This window comes from Mesorhizobium sp. WSM3862 (genome assembly GCF_002294985.1).
Classification (GTDB): domain Bacteria; phylum Pseudomonadota; class Alphaproteobacteria; order Rhizobiales; family Rhizobiaceae; genus Mesorhizobium.
Map to the genome: position 1 here is coordinate 85912 of NZ_NSGE01000004.1, position 20573 is coordinate 106484.

The 20573-nt window shown below is 65.4% G+C and carries 22 protein-coding genes; 12 read left to right on the top strand and 10 right to left on the bottom strand.

Translation table 11 applies throughout. The annotated features are described in order from the left end of the window. Window positions 1–319 precede the first annotated feature (319 nt). Window positions 320–949 (top strand): glutathione S-transferase family protein, encoded by a 630-nt coding sequence (locus tag CK224_RS12770; RefSeq protein WP_095782042.1) that lies wholly within the window; start codon window positions 320–322, stop codon window positions 947–949. A 22-nt stretch (window positions 950–971) separates the two neighbouring features. Here CK224_RS12770 and CK224_RS12775 read toward each other — a convergent pair whose 3' ends face one another. Together CK224_RS12775 and CK224_RS12780 are read right to left on the bottom strand one after the other, a co-directional pair. Then, a complete protein-coding gene (locus CK224_RS12775) occupies window positions 972–2219 on the bottom strand; it encodes a DUF6596 domain-containing protein (RefSeq protein ID WP_095782043.1) in 1248 nt (415 codons plus the stop codon). 4 nt (window positions 2220–2223) lie between these two features. Beyond that, window positions 2224–2586, bottom strand: coding sequence for a YciI family protein (locus tag CK224_RS12780; RefSeq protein WP_067003312.1), 363 nt, complete (start codon window positions 2584–2586; stop codon window positions 2224–2226). Window positions 2587–2838: 252 nt separating this feature from the next. Here CK224_RS12780 and CK224_RS12785 point away from each other — a divergent pair, with 252 nt between their 5' ends. Genes CK224_RS12785 through CK224_RS12795 form a run of 3 tightly spaced genes read left to right on the top strand, consistent with a single transcriptional unit; the run spans window position 2839 to window position 6337 of the window. Then, on the top strand, window positions 2839–3798 hold the full coding sequence (locus tag CK224_RS12785) for a TAXI family TRAP transporter solute-binding subunit (RefSeq protein ID WP_095782044.1): 960 nt from the start codon (window positions 2839–2841) through the stop codon (window positions 3796–3798). Window positions 3799–3836: 38 nt separating this feature from the next. Continuing rightward, on the top strand, window positions 3837–5963 hold the full coding sequence (locus CK224_RS12790) for a TRAP transporter permease (protein WP_095782045.1): 2127 nt from the start codon (window positions 3837–3839) through the stop codon (window positions 5961–5963). After that, on the top strand, window positions 5960–6337 hold the full coding sequence (locus CK224_RS12795; protein WP_067003181.1) for a DUF1850 domain-containing protein: 378 nt from the start codon (window positions 5960–5962) through the stop codon (window positions 6335–6337). Before CK224_RS12790 ends, CK224_RS12795 begins: the two co-directional genes overlap by 4 nt. 191 nt (window positions 6338–6528) lie before the next feature. On the opposite strand, the gene CK224_RS12800 is transcribed toward CK224_RS12795, so the two are convergent. Together CK224_RS12800 and CK224_RS12805 are read right to left on the bottom strand one after the other, a co-directional pair. Beyond that, window positions 6529–6981, bottom strand: coding sequence for a DCC1-like thiol-disulfide oxidoreductase family protein (locus tag CK224_RS12800; RefSeq protein WP_067003179.1), 453 nt, complete (start codon window positions 6979–6981; stop codon window positions 6529–6531). A 195-nt stretch (window positions 6982–7176) separates the two neighbouring features. Further along, window positions 7177–7323 carry a hypothetical protein gene (locus CK224_RS12805; RefSeq protein ID WP_082980733.1) on the bottom strand — a complete coding sequence of 49 codons (147 nt, stop codon included), beginning with the start codon at window positions 7321–7323 and terminating at the stop codon, window positions 7177–7179. 398 nt (window positions 7324–7721) lie between these two features. Between CK224_RS12805 and CK224_RS12810 the strand changes: the two genes are divergently transcribed. Next, window positions 7722–8228 carry a ferritin-like domain-containing protein gene (locus CK224_RS12810; RefSeq protein WP_067003177.1) on the top strand — a complete coding sequence of 169 codons (507 nt, stop codon included), beginning with the start codon at window positions 7722–7724 and terminating at the stop codon, window positions 8226–8228. A 154-nt stretch (window positions 8229–8382) separates the two neighbouring features. Beyond that, window positions 8383–10896, top strand: coding sequence for a DNA ligase D (ligD, locus tag CK224_RS12815; protein ID WP_095782046.1), 2514 nt, complete (start codon window positions 8383–8385; stop codon window positions 10894–10896). A gap of 24 nt (window positions 10897–10920) precedes the next feature. On the opposite strand, the gene CK224_RS12820 is transcribed toward ligD, so the two are convergent. After that, window positions 10921–11595: a winged helix-turn-helix domain-containing protein gene (locus tag CK224_RS12820; RefSeq protein WP_067323441.1), complete on the bottom strand. Its 675-nt coding sequence runs from the start codon at window positions 11593–11595 to the stop codon at window positions 10921–10923. Window positions 11596–11781: 186 nt separating this feature from the next. Between CK224_RS12820 and CK224_RS12825 the strand changes: the two genes are divergently transcribed. Both CK224_RS12825 and CK224_RS12830 read left to right on the top strand, forming a co-directional pair. Then, window positions 11782–12150: an NIPSNAP family protein gene (locus CK224_RS12825; protein ID WP_095782047.1), complete on the top strand. Its 369-nt coding sequence runs from the start codon at window positions 11782–11784 to the stop codon at window positions 12148–12150. After that, window positions 12147–12491 (top strand): antibiotic biosynthesis monooxygenase, encoded by a 345-nt coding sequence (locus CK224_RS12830; protein WP_067003170.1) that lies wholly within the window; start codon window positions 12147–12149, stop codon window positions 12489–12491. Before CK224_RS12825 ends, CK224_RS12830 begins: the two co-directional genes overlap by 4 nt. A 70-nt stretch (window positions 12492–12561) precedes the next feature. Here CK224_RS12830 and mbfA read toward each other — a convergent pair whose 3' ends face one another. Continuing rightward, window positions 12562–13545 (bottom strand): iron exporter MbfA, encoded by a 984-nt coding sequence (gene mbfA, locus CK224_RS12835; RefSeq protein ID WP_067003167.1) that lies wholly within the window; start codon window positions 13543–13545, stop codon window positions 12562–12564. 175 nt (window positions 13546–13720) lie between these two features. On the opposite strand from mbfA, the gene CK224_RS12840 reads away from it, so the two are divergent. Next, window positions 13721–14044, top strand: a complete 324-nt coding sequence (locus CK224_RS12840; protein ID WP_067003166.1) for a hypothetical protein — start codon at window positions 13721–13723, stop codon at window positions 14042–14044. A gap of 316 nt (window positions 14045–14360) precedes the next feature. Further along, window positions 14361–15341, top strand: a complete 981-nt coding sequence (locus CK224_RS12850) for a threonine/serine dehydratase (RefSeq protein ID WP_095782049.1) — start codon at window positions 14361–14363, stop codon at window positions 15339–15341. 15 nt (window positions 15342–15356) lie between these two features. Here CK224_RS12850 and CK224_RS12855 read toward each other — a convergent pair whose 3' ends face one another. From CK224_RS12855 to CK224_RS12870, 4 genes are read right to left on the bottom strand one after another with little or no spacing between them, the layout of a single operon-like run. Then, on the bottom strand, window positions 15357–16493 hold the full coding sequence (locus CK224_RS12855; RefSeq protein WP_095782360.1) for an ABC transporter permease: 1137 nt from the start codon (window positions 16491–16493) through the stop codon (window positions 15357–15359). An 8-nt stretch (window positions 16494–16501) separates the two neighbouring features. After that, window positions 16502–17422 (bottom strand): ABC transporter ATP-binding protein, encoded by a 921-nt coding sequence (locus CK224_RS12860; RefSeq protein ID WP_095782050.1) that lies wholly within the window; start codon window positions 17420–17422, stop codon window positions 16502–16504. After that, window positions 17419–18372 (bottom strand): HlyD family efflux transporter periplasmic adaptor subunit, encoded by a 954-nt coding sequence (locus CK224_RS12865; protein WP_095782051.1) that lies wholly within the window; start codon window positions 18370–18372, stop codon window positions 17419–17421. The genes CK224_RS12860 and CK224_RS12865 overlap by 4 nt, the downstream gene beginning before the upstream one ends. Beyond that, window positions 18369–19073: a DUF1956 domain-containing protein gene (locus CK224_RS12870; RefSeq protein ID WP_095782052.1), complete on the bottom strand. Its 705-nt coding sequence runs from the start codon at window positions 19071–19073 to the stop codon at window positions 18369–18371. The genes CK224_RS12865 and CK224_RS12870 overlap by 4 nt, the downstream gene beginning before the upstream one ends. Before the next feature lie 89 nt (window positions 19074–19162). Here CK224_RS12870 and CK224_RS12875 point away from each other — a divergent pair, with 89 nt between their 5' ends. Beyond that, entirely contained in the window at window positions 19163–19636 is a 474-nt protein-coding gene (locus CK224_RS12875) for a CYTH domain-containing protein (protein ID WP_095776792.1), read from the top strand. Beyond that, window positions 19633–20571, top strand: a complete 939-nt coding sequence (locus tag CK224_RS12880) for a CHAD domain-containing protein (RefSeq protein WP_095782053.1) — start codon at window positions 19633–19635, stop codon at window positions 20569–20571. The genes CK224_RS12875 and CK224_RS12880 overlap by 4 nt, the downstream gene beginning before the upstream one ends. Window positions 20572–20573 lie beyond the last annotated feature (2 nt).

Here is a 20573-nt window from a genome sequence, read left to right on the forward strand (position 1 = left end):
GAGTGGATACCATCTGTCTTATCAGAGATTAACGGAGCCGCTGTTCCTCCGCAGAATGAACCGCAACGCTTGTGACGTGGAGACGTCACGGGATTGATCCTCGGGTCTGCGCGCGTCGCTTCGCTCCTTGCTCCGCCCGCGGATGACGAAGTCGGGAACGCCACGGCCAATCTCAAGAGCTTGCGGCCAGCGGCGCTCCCGGGATGATGCAAGCTGGATCGCTCAAAAAGCGTCTGTGGCAAGCGGAGCCCGGCTTGAGGAAGGCGCCGCTTCCGGTTCAAATCGCCGCCGGCCTCGAATCGGCCGGCGGGAGGATTTTATGTACAAGCTTTACACGCGTCCCGGCAGCGGCGGCTTCGTCGTCGAGGCGGCCCTGGCCATGGCCGGCGCGCCTTTCCGGCAGATCGACGTGCCGAAAAAGGATCCGCCCGATCCGGCTTTCCTCGCCATCAGCCCGCTGAACCAGGTGCCGGCGCTGACATTGCCCGACGGCCGGTCGATGACGGAATCGGCGGCGATCTGCATCCTGCTCGCCGGGCGTCATCCAGAAGCGCATCTGGCGCCGCAAGCGGGCTCGCCGGCGCGCGCCGATTTCCTGCGCTGGATGGCCTTCATGTCGTCGGCGCTCTATCCCGCGATCCTGAGGCTCTATTACCCCCACCGCTACACGGCCGACGCCGATGGCGTGCAGGTGGTCAAGGAGGCGGCTATCGCGGAAATGGATCGCGGCTTTGCCATTCTCGACAGCGCGCTCGCCGGCCGTGAGTGGCTGGCCGGTGAGGAATTTTCGCTTGTCGACATCTATCTCGTGATGCTGGTGGCCTGGCATCCCGACACCAAGAGCGCTCGCGTGGCCTGGCCGAACATCGAACGGCTGTGGGGCAAGTTGCGCCAGCATGCGATCATGCGGAAACTGAACCTTTCTCATGAGATGTGGCCGCAGGACTAGTTGCGAGAACTGGTGTCTCGCCTCAGTTGCGGACCAGCTTCCCCCGCTCGGCCTGCAGGAAGCGGCGCAAGGCCGGATCGCGCTCGAGGCCGATCGCCCGGCCATAAGCCTCGGCGGCCTCGGCTGTCTTGCCGAGCCTGGCCGAGAGCTCGGCCCGCGCCGCCCAATAAGGCTGGTACTCGCTAACCCGCTTGTCGCCGCCGATCTCGTCGAGCGCGGGAAGACCCTCGGCTGCGCCCTCGGCTTCGGCGATCGCGACAGCGCGGTTGATCGCCACCACCGGCGAACCGGCAATCGCCATCAGCGCGTCGTAAAGCTGGCGGATCGCGGCCCAGTCGGTGCGGCCGCTCCGCCGCCTTGCCGTGTGCGCCGACTGGACCGCAGCCTCCAATTGGTAGCGGCCGATGGTTCCCCTGATCGCGGCGCGCCTGAGCAGCGCTTCCGCCTCGTCGATCAGCTTGTCGTCCCAAAGCGCCACGTCCTGCTCAGCCAGCGGCACGAAGTCGCCGTCGGGACTGCGCCGCGCCGTGCGCCGCGCTTCGGCGAAAAGCATCAGCGCCAGGAGCCCGAGCGTTTCCGGCTCGTCCGGGATCAGCGACGCGACCAGCCGGCCGAGCCAGATGCCTTCCGTGGCCAGGTTGCGTCGGCGCGTCTCGGTGCCGGCCGGATCCGACCAGCCCTCGGCGAAGGTGGCGTAAATCGCTTCCAGCACCGCCTCGAGCCGCTCGCCGAGCTCGGCCCGCTCCGGTACCCGGAAGGGGATGCCGGCCTCGCGGATGCGGCTCTTGGCGCGCACCAGGCGCTGGCCCATCGTCGTCGGCGAGACCAGAAAGGCCGAGGCGATGGTTGCGGCGTCGAAGCCAAGCACGGTCTGCAGGATCAGCGGCGCGCGTACGCTGGCCTCGATCGCCGGATGCGCGCAGGCAAACATCAGCCTCAGCCGCTCGTCGGGCAAATCCTCGTGCGTCATGCGCGCCTCCGCCTCTTCGGCAATCAGTTGTAGGTGGCCGCGGGCCGCCTCGCCGGTCAGCCGCCGCCGCACGGCGTCGACGTCGCGGCGGCGCGCCACCGCCAGCAGCCAGGCCTCGGGCTTTTCGGGCACGCCGCTCTTCGGCCAGCGCTCCAGTGCGGCGGCGAACGCGTCGGCCAGCGCGTCTTCGGCGCCGGCAACGTCGCGCATGCGAGCAGCGAGATAGGCAACCAGCTTGCCGTAGCTCTGCCGGGCGGCCGCCTCGGCCGCCGCCCGCGCCGTTTCCGGGCGCTTGTCCATATTGCTAGGACCGGTAGTCGGTCATTTCCCAGATCGGCCGCACCTCGACCGTGCCGGTGCTGGCTGCCGGGCAGCGCGCGCCCCATTCCATCGCGGTGTCGATGTCGGTCGCTTCGATCATGTAGAAGCCGGCAAGCTGTTCCTTTGTGTCGGCATAGGGACCGTCGAGCACATTGGTCTTGCCGTCGGCGAGCCGTATCGAAGTGGCCGCCTGGGTCGGGCGCAGCCTTTCGCCGGCAAGGTACGCGCCGGATTTCTTCAAGGCTTCGGTATAGGCACCGTAGGCGGCAAGCGTCTGTTCGGTCTTGTCGCGCGGCGCATTCGCCATTGCCGCTTCGTCATTGTAGATCAAAAGCATGTATCGCATGGTCTTCTCCGTTTTCTCGAAGGCCGCGTCGTCGCGGGCCGACCTATGTCGTGCGGCCACGGCCGATTTCGACAGGCGCCGCGAAAATCTTTCGCCTCCAAAGCAATCGAGCGCAAGCCGGCGCTTTCGCCACCCCTCGATCGTTCGTCTAATGGCTGCAATTGCGGGTTGGCATTTGGCGTCTCCTGTCTAAACTCCCAGCTTCGCGCCGGCAGAGGCGGCGCGGCGCGACCATCAGGAGGAGGAAACCAAATGCTCGATTTCAGGACGAAATTTGTTGCCGCCGGCGCTTTGGCATTGTCGCTCGGCCTCGGCGCCATGTCGGCCGGGGCACAGGAATTCATCACCGTGCTGACCGGCGGCACGTCGGGCGTCTACTATCCCCTCGGCGTCGCGCTGTCGGAAATCTACGGCAAGGGCATCGAAGGCGCCCGCACCCAGGTGCAGGCAACCAAGGCATCGGTCGAGAACCTCAACCTGCTGCAGCAGGGCAAGGGCGAGATCGCCTTCGCGCTCGGCGATTCCGTCAAGCTCGCCGCCGAAGGCAACACCGAAGCCGGCTTCCCCGGCAAGCTCGACAAGCTGCGCGGCATCGCCGCCATCTATCCGAACTATATCCAGATCGTCGCCAGCAAGGAGTCCGGCATCAAGACTCTCGCCGACCTCAAGGGCAAGAGCCTGTCGGTCGGCGCGCCCGCCTCCGGCACCGAGCTCAACGCCCGCGCCATCTTCGCCGCCGCCGGGTTGAAATATGAGGATCTTGGAAGGGTCGAGTACCTGCCATTCGCCGAGTCGGTCGAGTTGATCAAGAACCGGCAGCTCGACGCCACGCTGCAATCGGCGGGCCTCGGCGTCGCCTCGATCCGCGATCTGGCAACTTCGGTGCCGATCAACGTCGTCGCCGTGCCGGCCGAGGACATCGCCAAGATCGGCTCGCCCTATCTTTCGGTGATCATTCCCAAGGGCACCTATGAGGGCCAGACCGAGGATGTCGCCACCGCCGCGGTCGGCAATTTCCTTGTCACCCGGGCCGATGTTTCCGACGAGACCGCCTATCAGATGACCAAGCTGATGTTCGAGCATCTCGACCAGCTCGCCGCCGCCCATGCCGCCGCCAAGGCGATCGATCCGGCCAAGGCGCTGGACGGCATGCCGGTGCCGCTGCATCCCGGCGCGGAGAAATATTACAAGGAAAAAGGGCTGATCAAGTAAGCGAGGATGGCGCGGCAGTCTGCTATGGAGCGCGTCGGATGAGCAAAGCAACGTCTGGAACAACGACCGACGGCAATTCGACCACTTTTCATCTCCCTGTCGCCGAAGAACAGGTCGAAGGCCTGCCGCCGGGCTTCGGCGGCGGCACCGCCGGCAAGGCGGCCTTCCTGATTGCCGTCGCCTTCTCCGTTTTCCAGATCTACATCGCCGCCTATGGCAGCCTGCCCAGCCAGGTGGTGCGCGCCATGCATGTCGGCTTCCTGCTGCTGCTCGGCTTCGGCCTGATCGCCAACCTGCGCGCCACCGGCGTAGCGGCGAAGGCCGCGTTCTGGTCGCTCGGCGCGCTCGGCTTCGGCACCGGCCTCTACAACTGGGTCTTCTACGCCGACCTCATCCGCCGCTCCGGCTTCCTCACCACGCCGGACCTGATCGTCGGCACGCTGCTGGTGGTGCTCGTCTTCGAAGCGGCAAGGCGGCTGATGGGGCTGCCGCTCGCGGTGATCGCCTTCATCTTCCTCGCCTATTGCTTCGTCGGCAATCACCTGCCGCCGCCCTTCATCCATCGCGGCTACGATTTCGCCCAGCTCGTCGACACCTTCGCCTTCGGCACCGAAGGCATATACGGCACGCCGGTCTATGTCTCGGCGGCTTACATCTTCATCTTCGTCGTCTTCGCCGCCTTCCTCGAACGCGCCGGCATGATCGCGCTGTTCAACGATTTCGCGCTTGGCCTGGTCGGCTCCTGGCGCGGCGGTCCGGCCCAGGTCTGCGTGCTCTCCTCGGCGTTGATGGGCACCATCTCCGGTTCGGGCGTCGCCAATGTCGTGGCGAGCGGCCAGTTCACCATTCCGCTGATGAAGCGCTTCGGCTTCCGCTCGGCCTTCGCCGGCGCCGTCGAGGCAACGTCCTCGATGGGCGGCCAGATCATGCCGCCGGTGATGGGCGCGGTCGCCTTCATCATGGCCGAGACGCTGAACGTCCCCTACGCCGAAGTGGTGAAGGCGGCGATCATTCCGGCGCTGCTCTATTTCGGCGCCTGTTTCTGGCAGGTGCATCTGGAGGCGGGCAAGGCCGGCCTGCACGGCATGGCCAAGGCTGAGCTGCCCAATCCCTGGGACGCGGTGCGGCAGCACTGGCCGCTGGTGCTGCCGCTTGCCGTGCTGGTTTACCTGCTCTTCGCCGGTTATACGCCGATCTTCGCCGGCACCATGGGCCTGGCGCTGACCATCGTGCTGATCCTCGGCACGCCGCTGGCGGCGCTGATCGGACCGTTCGCCTTCCGCGTCGTCTTCTGGCTGGCGCTCGGCCTTGCCGCCGCCTCCTTCATGCGCTTCGGCGTCAACATCCTCGGCCTCGTCATCGCGGCGCTCATTGTCGCCTGCGTCACTTTCAAGGGCGGTCGCGAGACGCTGCGCATCTGCGTCGAATCGCTTGCCGAAGGGGCAAAGAACGCGCTGCCTGTCGGCATCGCCTGCGCCATCGTCGGCATCGTCATCGGCACGCTGACGCTGACCGGCATCGCTTCGACCTTCATCGGCTGGATCATCTCCATCGGCGAGAACAATCTGTTCCTGTCGCTGCTGCTCACCATGCTCACCTGCCTGGTGCTCGGCATGGGCATCCCCACCATCCCCAACTACATCATCACCTCCTCGCTCGCCGGCCCGGCGCTGCTGTCGCTCGGCGTGCCGCTCATCGTCAGCCACATGTTCGTCTTCTATTTCGGCATCATGGCTGATCTCACCCCACCAGTGGCGCTCGCCGCTTTCGCCGCGGCGCCCATGGCCAGGGAAAGCGGGCTGAAGATCGGCATCCAGGCGACGAAGCTCGCCATCGCCGGCTTCGTCGTGCCGTTCATGGCCGTCTACACGCCGGCGCTGATGCTGCAGGATGCAGGCCCGATCGCGGCTTCCTTCGGCTATCCGGTTGAGGTCGCCTACATCGTCGCCAAAGCCTGCATGGGCATCGTGCTTTGGGGCGCCGCCGCCGTCGGCTTCCTCGCCCGCCGCATGGCCTGGTGGGAGCGCCTGGTCGCCTTCGCCGCCGGCGTGCTGCTGGTGGCGGCGCTGCCGCTCACCGACGAAAGCGGCTGGGCGCTGGCGCTGCTCTGGATCGGCTGGCACTGCTGGCGCGCGCGCCAGGCATCCGCGGCCGGCCCTGCATGAGCCTGTGCATCCTCGCAGCCGGCAAGTCGGTGACGCTTGCCGTTGCCGCCTTTACCTTGTCCTGGACACATTCGGTGGAACGGACGCGCTGGCAAGAGCACTGGAAGGTGACGCCGGCAGGTCTGCGCGTCGTCGAAGCGCGCGTCAAGGGCTCCGGCGCCGGCATGGAGCCGCCGGAAGGCTCGGTGCTGCGGGACGGATGGTGGGTCTATGCGCCACGGATCGGGCCACAGCCGCGGCTGGTGCTCGCGGCCTCCGGCGCAACCGGGGGAGGCTGGACCTTGTGCACGGCCAAGGGCTGTCGCGAGCTTGGCGGGACGGCCGGGGATACGGTCGCGCTCGAAGCCTGCGCCGGTTCGAGCCAGCCGCGATAAAATCCGCGTCGCGATCGGCACGAGCCTGGACTTGGTGCCGCCTCGTCCTTTGCAATAGGCCTCGGCCTTGGCGAGCGAGCGGCCGGCGACGAGCAAGGTCAGACGCGGCTCGCTCTCCAGCAACTGCACGATGCGTCCGCCGAAGGTGCCGTAACCGCGGACAATCAGAAGCTTCATCCGACCCTCCGATCTCAACTGATCAGCCGCTGCCGCAGCTCGGCGGAGGGGATCTCGCAGCTGTGTTTGCGGCCGAACAGCGCATAGCGGTTCTTGGCGATGCGGTCGTACAGCCAGTCGCGCAGCGGCCGCGGCAGGACGAGCAGCAATCTCGCGGCGCGCCACGGCCAGCCGAGCGCCGCCATGACGGCGACGAAACTGTCGAGCTTCGTGAAGGCGGCGCCGTCAATGATGGCGAGGTTGCTGTCGTAATCCTCGGTCGGCAGGCCGTGCTCACGAAACAGCGCCTCGCCGAGCGGCGATTGCGCGGTGGCGAAGCGGAAGCGTTTGTTCCGGTCGATCTTGAGGACGATCTGGACGAAGCCCGAGCAGAACACACAGACGCCGTCGAACACGAGCAGCGGCTGGCGGGCATCGTAAGCTTGGCCTGGGAGAAGGGGACGTTTCTGTTCGGACAGGTCGGTCATGTCGGCCCCGGCTGCTTGTGCCCCTAGGCACTAAGCTAGGGGGACACTAAGCCAGCCGGCGGCGGCGTCAAAGTCGCGGCGTTGTCGCACGCCTGCCGTCGACGACGGCGGGGCGCTCGTCACGATAGGTCGTGGCGCGGGTGTTGTCGGCCGGCTTGCAGATCCGGCTGTTGTGGCGGCTGTCGAGCATCGTGGTCAGTGCGTGCCGATGCCGAGCGAGTTGCCGCGGCGCGCGCAGGCCGGGCCCGGGCCGCGCATGTAATAGCGCTCGGGCCGATAGGTCGGCGCGACGAATTCGCGGATGGCGGCGGCATAGCCGGCGATGTGATTCCAGAAGTTCATTTTTCCTGTCCCTGTCCCGTTTTCGGATGTCCCTTCCGAATTGCGAGGATCATAGCCTCGAGGCGTGAATAGTCGGTGAACGCGATGTTAATTTCTGGTCCGAAACGCGTTGCATCGTGGCTGGAATGCGGCTGATTCGCGGTCTTTCGAAGCCTTTTGTCGCGTTTCCGGCTCGTGTGACTTTTGCATCACATATGTTTCGTCTCTATGTCGCTTGGGCGCGCTTCTGTTTCACGCATCGAAGGTGGCTTGAAATTTCCGTGCGGCGTCGTCCGCCGGCAGGAACCTGCCCTGCGCGGTGACGTTGATCGATCAAGGCCGGGGCCGAAACCCGGCCGCGTTGGCGGCGGACCGGCCGCGCAACTTCCGGACAACACCAGACATGGAAGGCAACCGCCATGGGTTTCTTTTCGAAAGACATCAAGACGCTGGACGACCTCTTCGTCCACACGCTGCGCGACATCTATTATGCCGAAAAACAGATCGAGAAATCGCTGCCGAAGATGATCGACAAGGCGACGGATTCGCAATTGAAAGCCGGTTTCGAGAAGCATCTCGCGCAGACCAAGGGCCACATCGAACGGGTCGAGCAGGTATTCGAGCTGCATGGCGTCAAGGCCAAGACCGTCAACTGCCCCGCCATCGACGGCATCCTCGAGGAGGCTGACGACGTGAGCGGCGACGTGGAGGACAAGGAGGTCCTCGATGCCGCGCTGATCGCCTCGGCTCAGGCCGTCGAGCATTACGAGATAACGCGCTACGGCACGCTGATCGCCTGGGCCAAGCAGCTCGGCCGCAGCGACTGCGCCAATGTGCTGGCCAAGAACCTCAAGGAAGAAGAGGCGACCGACCGCAAGCTCACCGAGATCGCGGAAAGCAAGGTCAATCTGCAGGCTGCCGAATAACTAATTGTGAGCCCGAAAGGCCGGCGGACAGCCGCCGGCCTTTCGCCTGCCCGGAACCGAAGCGGAGCCTTGGCCGTTGCGATGGCACCCGCCTGCCAGGGAGGTCGCCGTGGCGTCTACGTCCAGGCGCAGATCCGCATAGGAGCACGATGTCATGGCCGGCCTCGAGCAATACCACGCCAAGCGCGATTTCCGGAAAACCTCGGAGCCGGCCGGCCAGCTCGCGCCCAGCAAGAAGACCGACGCCGGCGGCATCTTCGTTGTCCAGAAGCATGCCGCGACGCGGCTCCACTATGACTTTCGGCTCGAGCATGATGGCGTGTTGTGGAGCTGGGCGGTCACGCGCGGACCGAGTCTCGACCCGCACGAGAGGCGGCTGGCGGTGCATGTCGAGGACCACCCGATCGACTATGCGTCTTTCGAGGGCACCATTCCGAAGGGCGAATATGGCGGCGGTTCCGTCCTCGTCTGGGACGAAGGCCGGTGGATCCCCGACGGCGACCCGGCCAAGGGCATGAAGAAGGGCCATATCGACTTCGAGCTCGAAGGCCAGAAGCTCAACGGTCGCTGGCATCTGGTCAGGCTGAAGCCGCGCCCGCGCGAAAAGCGCGACAACTGGCTGCTGATCAAATCCAATGACGCCGCCGCCCGCCCTGGTGAAGACATACTTGTAGAGGCGCCGCAATCGGTAAAGTCGGGCTTGACCATCGAGGAGATCGGCGAAGGCAAGACGGCCAAGGGCGCCAAACCAAGGGTCTGGCATTCCAACAAGCCGGCTGCAGGCAAGGCAAAATCCCCACGCCTCGAATTCGTCGAGCCGCAGCTGGCGACGCTCGAAAAGAATGCGCCTTCCGGCGAGGAATGGGTGCATGAGGTGAAGTTCGACGGCTACCGCATGCAGGCGCAGATCGCCGGCAGCGATGTCCGGCTGCTGACCCGCACCGGCCTTGACTGGACGAAGAAGTTCGAAGGTCCGGTCGTGGCCGAGCTTGCCGGACTGAAATGCCGCGACGCCATCATCGACGGCGAGATCGTCGTGTTGGCCGACAGCGGCGTGTCCTCCTTCGCCATGCTGCAGGCGGATCTCTCGGCCGGCCGCACCGACCGCTTCATCTACTACGTCTTCGACCTGATGCGGCTCAATGGCGAGGACCTTCGCCGCGAGCCGCTGGTCGAGCGCAAGCAGGCGCTGGCCGAACTGCTCGGCGAGCGGTCGGAGCAATCCGCCGTCCGCTTCAGCGATCATTTTGCGGAACCCGGCAGCGTCATGCTGCAGCATGTCTGCCGCATGGGTCTCGAAGGCGTGGTGTCGAAACGCGCCGACGCGCCCTATCGCAGCGGCCGCGGCCTCGCCTGGATCAAATCGAAATGCACGCTGCGCCAGGAATTCGTCATCGGCGGTTACTTGCCGTCGGACAAGACCGGGCGCGGCCTGCGCTCGCTGCTGGTCGGCTATCATGAAAGCGGCAGGCTCAACTATGCCGGCCGCGTCGGCACCGGCTTTTCCGGCAAGGTGGCTGCGGACCTTAAGAAAAAACTCGACAGCCTCAAGACGACGAAGTCGCCTTTTTCTGCCGCCGTGCCGAAGGGCAAGGGCCTCGTCTGGGTCAAGCCCGAGCTTGTCGGCGAAGTGGAGTTCCGCAGCTGGACATCCGACCATATAATCCGCCACGCCTCGTTCCAGGGGCTGCGCGAGGACAAGCCGGCGGAGGACGTGGTGCAGGAAAAGCCGAAGCAAGCCGACGGCAAGACAAAAAGCGGAGCAAAGGCGAGCAGCGGCAGGACCGAGACAAAAACCTCGGCCGGAACGGCGAAGACCTCGGTGAAGCTGTCGCATCCCGACAAGCTGCTGTGGCCCGACGAAAAGGTCTCCAAGCAGGATCTCCTCGATCACTACGCCTTGGTCTGGCCGCGAATTGAGCCATTCGTCGTCAACCGGCCGCTCAGCCTTGTGCGGGCGCCGGATGGCATCCATGGCCAGCGCTTCTTCCAAAAACATGCCTCACCGGGCATGAGCGACAAGATCGCCAGGATGAACGATCCGACCGACGGCGAGGAGATCTTGTTCATCAGGGATTTCGACGGGCTTGCAGCCCTTGTCCAATACGGCGTCGTCGAGGTTCATATCTGGGGCTCGACTGTCGACGAACTGGAAAAGCCGGACCAGATCATCTTCGATCTCGATCCGGACGAGGGCATCGGGGTCGAGGCGGTGCGTGCCGCCGCCCTCGACATCCGAGCCAAGCTGAACGACCTGTCGCTGCCGACCCTGGTCAAGACGTCTGGCGGCAAGGGCTATCACGTGCTGGTGCCGCTCAAGCCCTCCGCCGAATGGGACGAGGTGAAGGACTTCGCCCATGATTTCGCCCGCGCCCTGGAGCAGGCCGCGCCCGACCGCTACACGGCGACGCTGTCGAAGAAGGCGCGCACCGGCAAGATCTTCGTCGACTACCTGCGCAACGGCCGCGGCGCGACCACGGTCGCGCCCTATTCCTCGCGCGCCAAGAAGGGCGCGACGGTGTCGATGCCGGTGACCTGGCCGGAGATCGAAAAGGGCCTGCCGCCCAATGCGTTTCCGCTCGGCGACGCCACGACGCTAAAGCAGCTGAAGAAGGCCGATCCGTGGGCGGATTTCTTCAAGTTGGGCAAACCGCTCAAGCGGGCTTAGCCAGCAGCCGAGCCGGCCAGTCCGTCACGCCAGAAATACCCTCTCGAACTCCTGCTTGCCCTTCGGCGAGAACACCACGGCGCGGCTGTCCTTGTCGCGCCGCGCCCATTTTTCGACGATGACCTTGTCGAGGATGGCGGCGCCCAGCGCGCCGGCCAGATGCGAGCGCCGCACGCTCCAGTCGAGGCAGGCGCGGCAGATCGGCCGCTTCGCTTTGCTGTCGATCTCGATGCCGAGCGCGGCGAAATGCGAAATGGCTGACGGCGACAGCCTGATCTCGTTCTCCTGGCGCAGCAGCAGCTTCCGGTCGACCAGACGGTCGAGCATCGCCACCGCCTGCTCGCCGGCAAGATGGTCGTAGCACACCCGCGCCACGCGCATGGCCGCGTCGCGCGGGCCGGGCCGCACCCGCTTCGGGCCGACCGCCTCGGCGACGCCGATGATCGCCTCGAGCATGCCCGCCACCTGCGGGCCGGCAAGGCCGTAGTAGCGATGCCGGCCCTGGCTCGCCAGCGTCAGCAACCCGCCGTCCATCAGCTTGGACAGATGCGAGGACGCGGTGGGCAGCGACACGCCGGCTTCAAGCGCCAGCTCCGACGCGGTCAGCGCCGTGCCGCCCATCAGCGCGTTGAGCATGTTGGCGCGGGCCGGGTCGCCGACCAGGCTGGCGATGCGGGCGATATCGGGTCCTTCACGCATAGTTCGATCCTCATCGAAGCATCCCCGTGAGGGAAGCACTATTCTCGGGCGAGCTCAAGGAGCGCGGCAAACGCTGCTGACACCAGAACGTCTAGCACAGCCGGTGAAGCGATGTTTCGACCGTGGTCGAACCGTCGCCGCCAGCAAGCCCACCGACCCAGTAAGCCAATCGACGAGGAGACCGAAATGACCGTCACCTGCTTCATCCGCTACGAGATCGACCCTTTCGGCAAGGCCGCGTTCGAGCAATATGCGCGCGCCTGGGGTCAGGCCATTCCGCGCTGCGGCGCCGAGCTGATCGGCTATTTCGCGCCGCATGAGGGTTCGGCCACCACGGCTTACGCGGCCTACAACATCGAGAACCTCGCGGCCTACGAAGCCTATCGCGCGCGGCTTGCCGCCGACCCGGCCGGCAAGGCAAACTATGAGTTCGCGCGGCGCGAGAAATTCATTCTCAAGGAAGACCGGATCTTCCTGAAACTGGTCTCGGCACCGCATGGCCCGAGGCAGGTCTTTCGCACCGACGTAACGGTCAAAGAAGGGATAGAGGTATGATCGCCGTCATCTTCGAAGTCGAGCCGGCGGAGGGAAAACGTGACGCCTATCTTGGCATCGCCGCCGAGCTCAAGCCCCTGCTCGACGGCATCGATGGCTTCATCTCGGTCGAGCGCTTCCAGAGCCTGACCGATCCGAGGCGCGTGCTCTCGCTGTCCTTCTGGCGCGACGAGGAAGCCGTCAAGGCCTGGCGCAACACCGAGGAGCACCGGCAGGCGCAGAAGGCCGGCCGTGGCGGCATCTTTGCCGGCTATCGTCTGCGCATCGCCCATGTGGTGCGCGATTACGGGCTAAATGAAAGGGCTGAAGCGCCCGAAGACAGCCGCATAGTGAATGGGTGAAACGCGGCTCTCCCTTCCCCTGTGGGCCTGATGCGTAATTGGCCCGCAAGGGGAGAAGGAGGATCGGCCCTCACGCATTGCCGATCAGCACACCCGCTCCGAACACCAGCGCGCCGCCCAGCACCACCTGGAAGGCGGCGCGCCAGAACGGCGTCTGCATATAGCGGTTCTGGATGAAGGCGATCGCCCACAGTTCGAAGAACACGACGATCGCGGCGACGATCGTTGCCGTCCAGAAATAGGGAATGAGATAGGGCAGCGCGTGGCCGAGTCCCCCCAGCGTCGTCATGATGCCGACGGTGAGCCCCCGCTTCACCGGCGAGCCGCGCCCCGAAAGTTTGCCGTCGTCGGAAGCCACCTCGGTGAAGCCCATCGAGATGCCGGCGCCGATCGAGGCGGCGAGGCCGACGAGGAAGGTCTGGAAGGTTGCATGGGTGGCGAAGGCGGCGGCGAAGATCGGCGCCAGGGTCGACACCGACCCGTCCATCAGCCCGGCTAGCCCCGGCTGCACATAGGTGAGGATGAACTGGCGCTGCTCGGTTGTCGCTTCCTCCTCCTTCACCTCGCCCGGGACGTGCTCCTGTTCGAGTTCATGCGCGGAGTTCTCGTGGCCGAGTTCCGCCGCCGCCAATTCGTCGAGCAGCTTCCGGGTCGACGCATCGGTGGTGCGCTTGGCCGCCTCGACATAGAAGCGATAAGCCTGCCGCTCCATGTCCTCGGCCTGACGGCGCACATGCTCGATGCCGAGCGGCCGCACCAGCCAGTCGGGCTTGCGTTCGTAGTAGCCTCTCACATGCTCGCGCCGGATCAGCGGGATGCGCTCGCCGAAGCGCTTGCGGTGAAGCTCGATGAGGGAATCGCGGTGGCCGTCTTCCTCCTCCGCCATGGCCTCGAACACCTTGGCCGATTGTGGAAACTCTTGTGCCAGCCCGTCGGCATAGGCCCGGTAGATGCGTCCGTCGTCCTCCTCCGACGAAATCGCCAGCGCCAGGATTTCCTGCTCCGACAGCGAATCGAAGGAGCGGCGGCCAAAGCCGAAAACACGGGAAAGCATGAGAAAATCACCCTAGTTTAGAACGATTCTAAACTAGGGAATCGTTTGCCGAGGGTCAATCGCGAACGCCGCGGGACAGGCAGAATTCGTCGATCCAGCTTTCCGCTCGCACCCTTCATTATTGCCGAATGTTCACCTATATGGAACGCATCGGCCAAAACGAAGGAAACACGGGATGACGGACAAGAAGCCCCCGCATGCATTCGATCCAAAGCCTGTTCTCGATCTCATCGCCAGCATCGAGGCCGACCTGCAGCGGCTCAAAGGCCTGGTCGAGCAGCAGGCCGAAAAATTCGACCCCGCCAATCCGCACAACAAGACGCTGGACGGCAAGCTGACCGAGGAAGGCGTCGAATGCTGCTATCGCATGTTCGACGACGGCAAGTCGCGCTACACGGTCGCCCAGCAGATGAAGATCTCTTTTGCTGCCGCCACGCATCGTTTCAACAGCTGGCGCAAGCTCGGCGGCAAGAAGCGGACGCGCGCGCTGCTGGGGTGAGCAGCGGCCGCCCTTCGCTTCGTCATCCTCGGGCCTGACCCGAGGATCCATGCCGCGAGCCCTATTACGGAATGCAGAAGCGAGAGCGCGCTCTGGAAGTACCTGCGAAGAGTGTCCGTTCTGCTTCGGCTGCCCGCATCGCGAAGGTGCCGACATGGATTCCCGCGTCGCTTCGCTCCTTGCTCCGCCTGAGACTGACGAAGGTGACGGCCGTCGACGCTATCATCGCCAATATTGTCTCCATCACATTTTTTCGTTGGCGCGCCGCCGCGTTTTCCGTGCAGCATATGGGCATCATTCTCCTACGAGGCCCGCCATGACCGCCCTCCCCGGCATCTCCGACATCCACGCCGCTGCCGCCAGGCTTTCCGGGCTGATCGTCGAAACGCCGCTGATCGAATCGCCGGAGCTCAACAAGCGCTATGGCGGCCGCATCCTGTTCAAGCCGGAGATGCTGCAGCGCACCGGTTCCTTCAAGATCCGCGGCGCCTACAACAAATTGTCGTGCTTGAGCGAAGAAGAGCGCAGCCGCGGCGTCGTCGCCTTTTCGTCCGGCAATCACGCGCAGGGCGTCGCCGCTTCGGCCGCCATGTTCGGCGTCAGGGCGGTCATTGCCATGCCCGCGGACGCCCCGGCGCTCAAGGTCGGCAATGTGCGCAAGATGGGCGCCGAGGTGGTGCCGTTCGACCGCTTCAAGGACGACCGCTTGACGATCGTTCGTCCCTACATCGAAAAGGGCATGGCGCTGGTGCCGCCTTTCGACGATCCGGCCATCATTGCCGGCCAGGGCACGATCGGGCTGGAATTGGTGCGCCAGGCGAAGGCGCTGGGCGTCAGCCTGGACGCAGTTGTCGTGCCCTGCGGCGGCGGGGGTCTGTCGAGCGGCATTTCCGTCGCTGTGAAGGACGCCTCGGCACGGACGCAAATCTGGGCGGTCGAGCCGGAGCATTTCGACGACACGCGCCGCTCGCTCGCCAAGGGTGAGCGGGTCTCGAATGAGCCCGGCCACACCTCGATTTGCGATGCGATCCTGACCGCCGAGCCCGGTGCCATCACCTTCGAGATCAACCGCAAAAACCTCGCCGGCGCCATCGCCGTCTCGGACAAGGCCACGGCGCAAGCCATGCGCGACGCCATGGCGTACTTGAAGCTGGTGGTCGAGCCCGGCGGCTGCGTCGCGCTCGCGGCGCTCGCGACCGGCGAGATCGATCTCGCCGGCAAATGCGTGGCGGTGGTGCTTTCCGGCGGCAATGTCGATTTCGGCACCTACGCGGAAATCATGGCGGCGGCGGCCTGATCGGTCAGTCGCCGCTCAATCCAGCGTCCGCCGGAACCGCACCAGCGCAACGCCGGCGAACAACGCCACGAACACCACCAGCCAGCCGATCTCGGTCGCCACAGCCGGCAGTTCCGCGCTCTTCAGCATGACGGCGCGGGTGATGCGCAAGAAATGCGTCAGCGGAAAGATCTCGCCAAGGATCTGCGCCCAGTCCGGCATACCGCGATAGGGGAACATGAAGCCCGACAGCATGATCGAGGGCAGGAAAAAGAAGAAGGTGAGCTGCAGCGCCTGCATCTGCGTGCGCGCGATCGTCGAAATCGTGTAGCCAAGCAGCACCAGCGCCAGCACGAACACCAGCACCGCCGAGAGCAGGAGCGACAGCGATCCCATGAAGGGAATGGAAAACAGGAGCTTCGCCGCCGCCAGCACCACCACCACCTGCACCGCGCCGACCACCAGGTAAGGCAGCACCTTGCCCAGCATGATCTCAAGCGGGCTGGACGGCATGGCCAAGAGGTTTTCCATCGTGCCGCGCTCGGTCTCGCGCGTCAGCGCGATCGAGGTCATCATCACCATGGTCATCTGCAGGATGACGCCGAGCAGGCCGGGAACGATATTGTATTGCGAGATGCCTTCCGGATTGTAGCGCCGGTGCACGACGACATCGAGCTGGCCGCGCGCCGCCTCCTTGGCCGCTTCCTGCATGCCTTGCGCTCTCAGCAGCGCCTGTCCGGCGACGGTGCTCAGCGTCGAGATGGCGCCGCTCGCCACCGCCGGATCGGTGGCGTCGGCCTCGATCAGGATCTGCGGATTGTCGCCGCGCTCCACCCGCCGCGCGAAATCGGCCGGGATGGTGACGACGAAGGCGACATCGCCGCGCGACATCAGGAACTCGGCTTGCGACGCACTTTGCGCCACATGGTCGAAGCGATAGTAGCCGGTGGTCTGCAGCGCCGAGACCATCGCCCGCGTGTAGGGATCGCTGCTGGTCGCGACGAGTGCTGCCGGCAGGCTCTTCGGGTCGTTGTTGATGGCATAGCCGAACAGCACCAGCTGTATCAGCGGCACGCCCAGCATCATGGCGAAGGTGATGCGGTCGCGCCGCATCTGGATGAATTCCTTGATCAGCAGCGCGCCGAGTCTCGCGAAGGAAAAGATCGCTCTCACGCCATCTCTCATGCCATGTTGTCCTTCGAGCCGGACATGAACTGGATGAAGACATCTTCCAGGCTGGTCTCGCCCGGCGCCACCGTCACCCCTTTGTGCTCCTTCTCGACATCGGCGAGCGCCTTTTCGAGGGCTGCCTTGTCGGAGCCGACGACATGCAGCGTGGCGCCGAACGGCGCCACCTGGTCGACGCCCGGACGCCCCTGCAGCGCCTCGGCCACGCGGTCGAGCCGCGGTCCCTGCAGCACGAAGGTGGTCAGGCCGGCATTCCTCACCACCTCGTCCACTGTGCCGGTGGCCAGCATCTTGCCGTAGGAGATGTAGCTGATGCGGTGGCAGCGCTCGGCCTCGTCCATGTAATGGGTGGAGACCAGCACGGTGAGCCCGCCGCTGGCCAGGCGGTGGATCTCGTCCCAGAACTCGCGCCGCGCCTTCGGGTCGACGCCAGCCGTCGGCTCGTCGAGCAGCAGCAGCTTCGGCTTGTGCATGATGCAGGCAGCGAGTGCCAGCCGCTGCTTCCAGCCGCCGGAAAGCGTGCCGGCGAGCTGGTTGCGGCGCGTCGTCAGGCCGAGTTCCTGCAGGGTGTGCGAGACATACTCCTCGACCGGCTTCAGCTGGTAGAGCCGCGCCACGAATTCGAGATTCTCGCCGATCGTCAGATCCTCGTAGAACGAGAATTTCTGCGTCATGTAGCCGACTTCGCGCTTGATCTTGAGCGCGTCGGTAAGGATGTCGAAGCCGAGCACCGTGCCTTCGCCCGCATCCGGCGTCAAAAGCCCGCACATGATGCGGATGGTCGTCGTCTTGCCCGAGCCGTTCGGCCCGAGGAAACCGACGATCTCGCCCTCGGCGACCGTCATCGTGACATGGTCGACGACGGTCTTGTCGCCGAAGCGCTTGACCAACCCACGGACGTCGATGACGTTCATCTGCCTATATCCGCCAGGTCGACATCGACGATCTGGCCGGGCTGCAAGGGATGAGCATCGCCCTCCGGCCGCGCCTCGACGAGATAGACCAGCTTCTGCCGGTTCTCGAGCGAATAGATCACCGGCGGGGTGAACTCGGGATCGGGCGACACATAGCTGACGCGTGCCTTCAAATCCGGCCCGCAACCGTCGCAACGGACGCTGAGCAGCGTGCCGACCTTGACCGAGGAGAAGGCCGTCTCCGGCACATAGACGCTGAGTTTTACCGCGCCGTCGGGCAGCATCGAGATCACCGGTGCGGTCGGTCCGGCCGTATCGCCCGGATTGCGGATCACGTCGTCGATGCGGCCGGGCGAAGGCGCCGCCAGCACGCGCTTGGACAGGCGCCACTCGGCTTGCCCCAATTCCGATTGCGCCTGCTTGACCTGGTTCTCGGCAGCTCTGATCGTTTCGGCCCGCGCCGGCAGGCCGCCGACGGCAAGGTTCGCCTCCGCCTGGCCGACCTGCGCGTTGGCGGTCTCCAGCGAAGCCGAGGCCGTGTCGTAATCGGCCTGGGTGCCGGTGCCGCGCTTGTAGAGATCGCTGGCGCGGTCATATTTGCGTTTGGCGTCGGCAGCCTGCGCCTTCGCCATGTCCACCTGCGCCTTGAGCACGGCGATCTCTTCCGGCCGCTTGCCCACCTTGAGGTCGGCAAGCTGCGCCTGCGCTTGGGCGAGCGCGGCCTGGGCTTGCGCCACGGCGATCTTGGCATCGGCGCTTTCCAGCGTCACCACCGGCGCGCCCGGCCCGACACGGTCGCCGCGCTTGACCGTCACGGTCTCGACCTGCGCGACTTCGATCGGCGCCAACAGCACATATTCGCCTTCGACATAGCCGACGGCAAGCGGGGCGGCCGGTGCGCAGGCGCCGAACAGCTGGGCCGCGAGCGGCAGCGAACAGAGTAAGCTCATGATTTGACCTTCCTGCCGGCGGCTGCGTCGCGCGCCGCCAGCATTGCCCTGAGGTTGTCGGTCGCGACCGCCACGACCTTGGCGGCCTCCCTGTCGCCGATCTCGCGCCAGCCCATCCTGCGCATCACCGCCTCGCGCCCGATGCGGAAATAGATGACCTGCCCGATGATGGTGAACACGGTGAGCCTGGTGGCCTCGCTCTCGGCCGGCTCGCCGGTCGCCTGCTCCCAGATCTGGCACAGCCGGCGATGCGTCGGTTCGAACACGCCGGCATAAATGCGGTCGAGCGCCGCCGTCGGGTGCGAGAGCTCGCGCAGTACGAATTGTACGATCTCGCCGGCCTGGGGACTTGCCACGACAAAGCCGACCATCCGCGCCAGCGCGACAAAGAGCTGCGCCCGGGCGGCTTCCGGGCTCGAAGGAGGCCCCGCCTGGGGTGCGCCCAGCGCCTGGCCGGCGATCCCCTGGATGGTCTCGACGATGAAGTCGGCGGCGGCGGCACGCAGCCCCTCCTTGCCGCCGAAATGATAGGCGATCGAGCCGATATTGGCCTTGGCCTCGGCCGCGATCTCGCGCGTCGAGGTGCCGTCGAAGCCCTGCCGGCCGAACAGCTTCAGCGCGGCCTGCACCAGCGCCGCGCGCGTTTGATCGGCGGGAGAGGCTTCGCGTTGCGGCCTTTTGGCGTTCGTTTGTTTGCTCATCCCCTTCATTTAATCAATCGATTGATTAAGTCAAGTTGAATTCCAACGCGGCTTGCCATCTTCCTGCGGGCGGGCTTTAGTGCGCGGCCATGGGCAAGGAAGTCGAGCGCAAGTTCCTGGTCGCTGATCCCGCCTGGCGCAGCCTGGTCGAGGCGCATATCCGCATTCGCCAGTTCTACGTCGCCGCGCAGCCCGGACGCACGGTTCGCGTACGCATCAGCGACGGAGGCTCCGCCGCGCTGACGCTGAAGTTCGGCAACAAAGCGCGCGAGCGCGACGAATTCGAATATCCGATCCCGCTCGCCGAAGCTGAGGAATTGATGGCCTTCGCGATCGGGCGTGTCATCGAGAAGACACGTCACCATGTTAGGCACCGCGGCTATCTCTATGAAGTCGATGTGTTCGGCGGAGTGCTCTCGGGGCTGGTGGTCGCGGAACTGGAGACGCCGGAGGACGTATCTGACGAAATGCTGCCCGACTGGCTCGGCCGTGAGGTCACCGGTGAGTCGAGGTTTTACAACGCGTCGCTGGCCCTCGGGGGGATTCCGGAGATAGCCGCATGAGCTTTCGCATCGATCCGCGCTTGCCGCTGACCGGCGAGGTCAGGCGCATATTGGCTGACGAGATCGGCAAGGCGCTTGGCCAACTCGAGACGGCGCGCGACAAGCCGGAGCAAGGACTGCACAAGTGCCGTAAGCGGCTTAAGTGCGTACGTGCCTTGCTGCGCCTGGTTCGTTCCGGAGACGAACCGTTCTGCCAGACCGAGAACGAGTGCTACAAGCAGGTGTCGGCGCTGCTTGCCGGCCCGCGCGAGGCGACCGCTCTCATCGAGACCATCGACCGTCTGGTCTCCGCTTTTCCAGATGACACCGCGGCCGGCGGGCTCGATCCAGTCCGCGAGCGGCTGGTGCTGCGCCAGCACGAGCTCCATGCCGGCCCCGGTCTCGACGCTGCCATAAACGCCGCGGTCGCTGCCTGCCGGGAAGGGCTGGAGCGTATCGACAGGCTGTCGCTCCCCGATCAGCCCGAGCAGGCGGCCGACATACTGGCCGAAGGCGCCCGCGCCGCCTTGCGGCGGGCGAAAAAGGCGCTGGATAAGGCGAGCTCGCGCGGCGAGGCCGATGACTTTCACGACCTGCGCAAGGCGGCCAAGACGCATTCGATGCATCTGTCGCTGCTCGGCCGCCTATGGCCGGCGCCGATCAAGGCGCGCCGCAAGGCGGTTGACAAGCTTGGCGAACGGCTGGGCGAACTGCATGACGTCTTCGTCATGCGCGCGCTGCTCGCCGCCGCTGGCGAGCCGCTCGGTCCGCCCGAAGACACCAGGCTTCTGCGCAAGCTCTTGAAGCGTGCGGAAAAAAGCCTCAGCAAGACCTGTCTTGCCGATGCCGCCGAATTGTTCGGCGACAGCCCCAAGCGCTCGGCCAGAAAGCTCGCGCGCAAGGTGCGCGACAACCTCCCGCCGCCGCATGAGGAAGCCGGCCCGGTCGCGGCCTGACG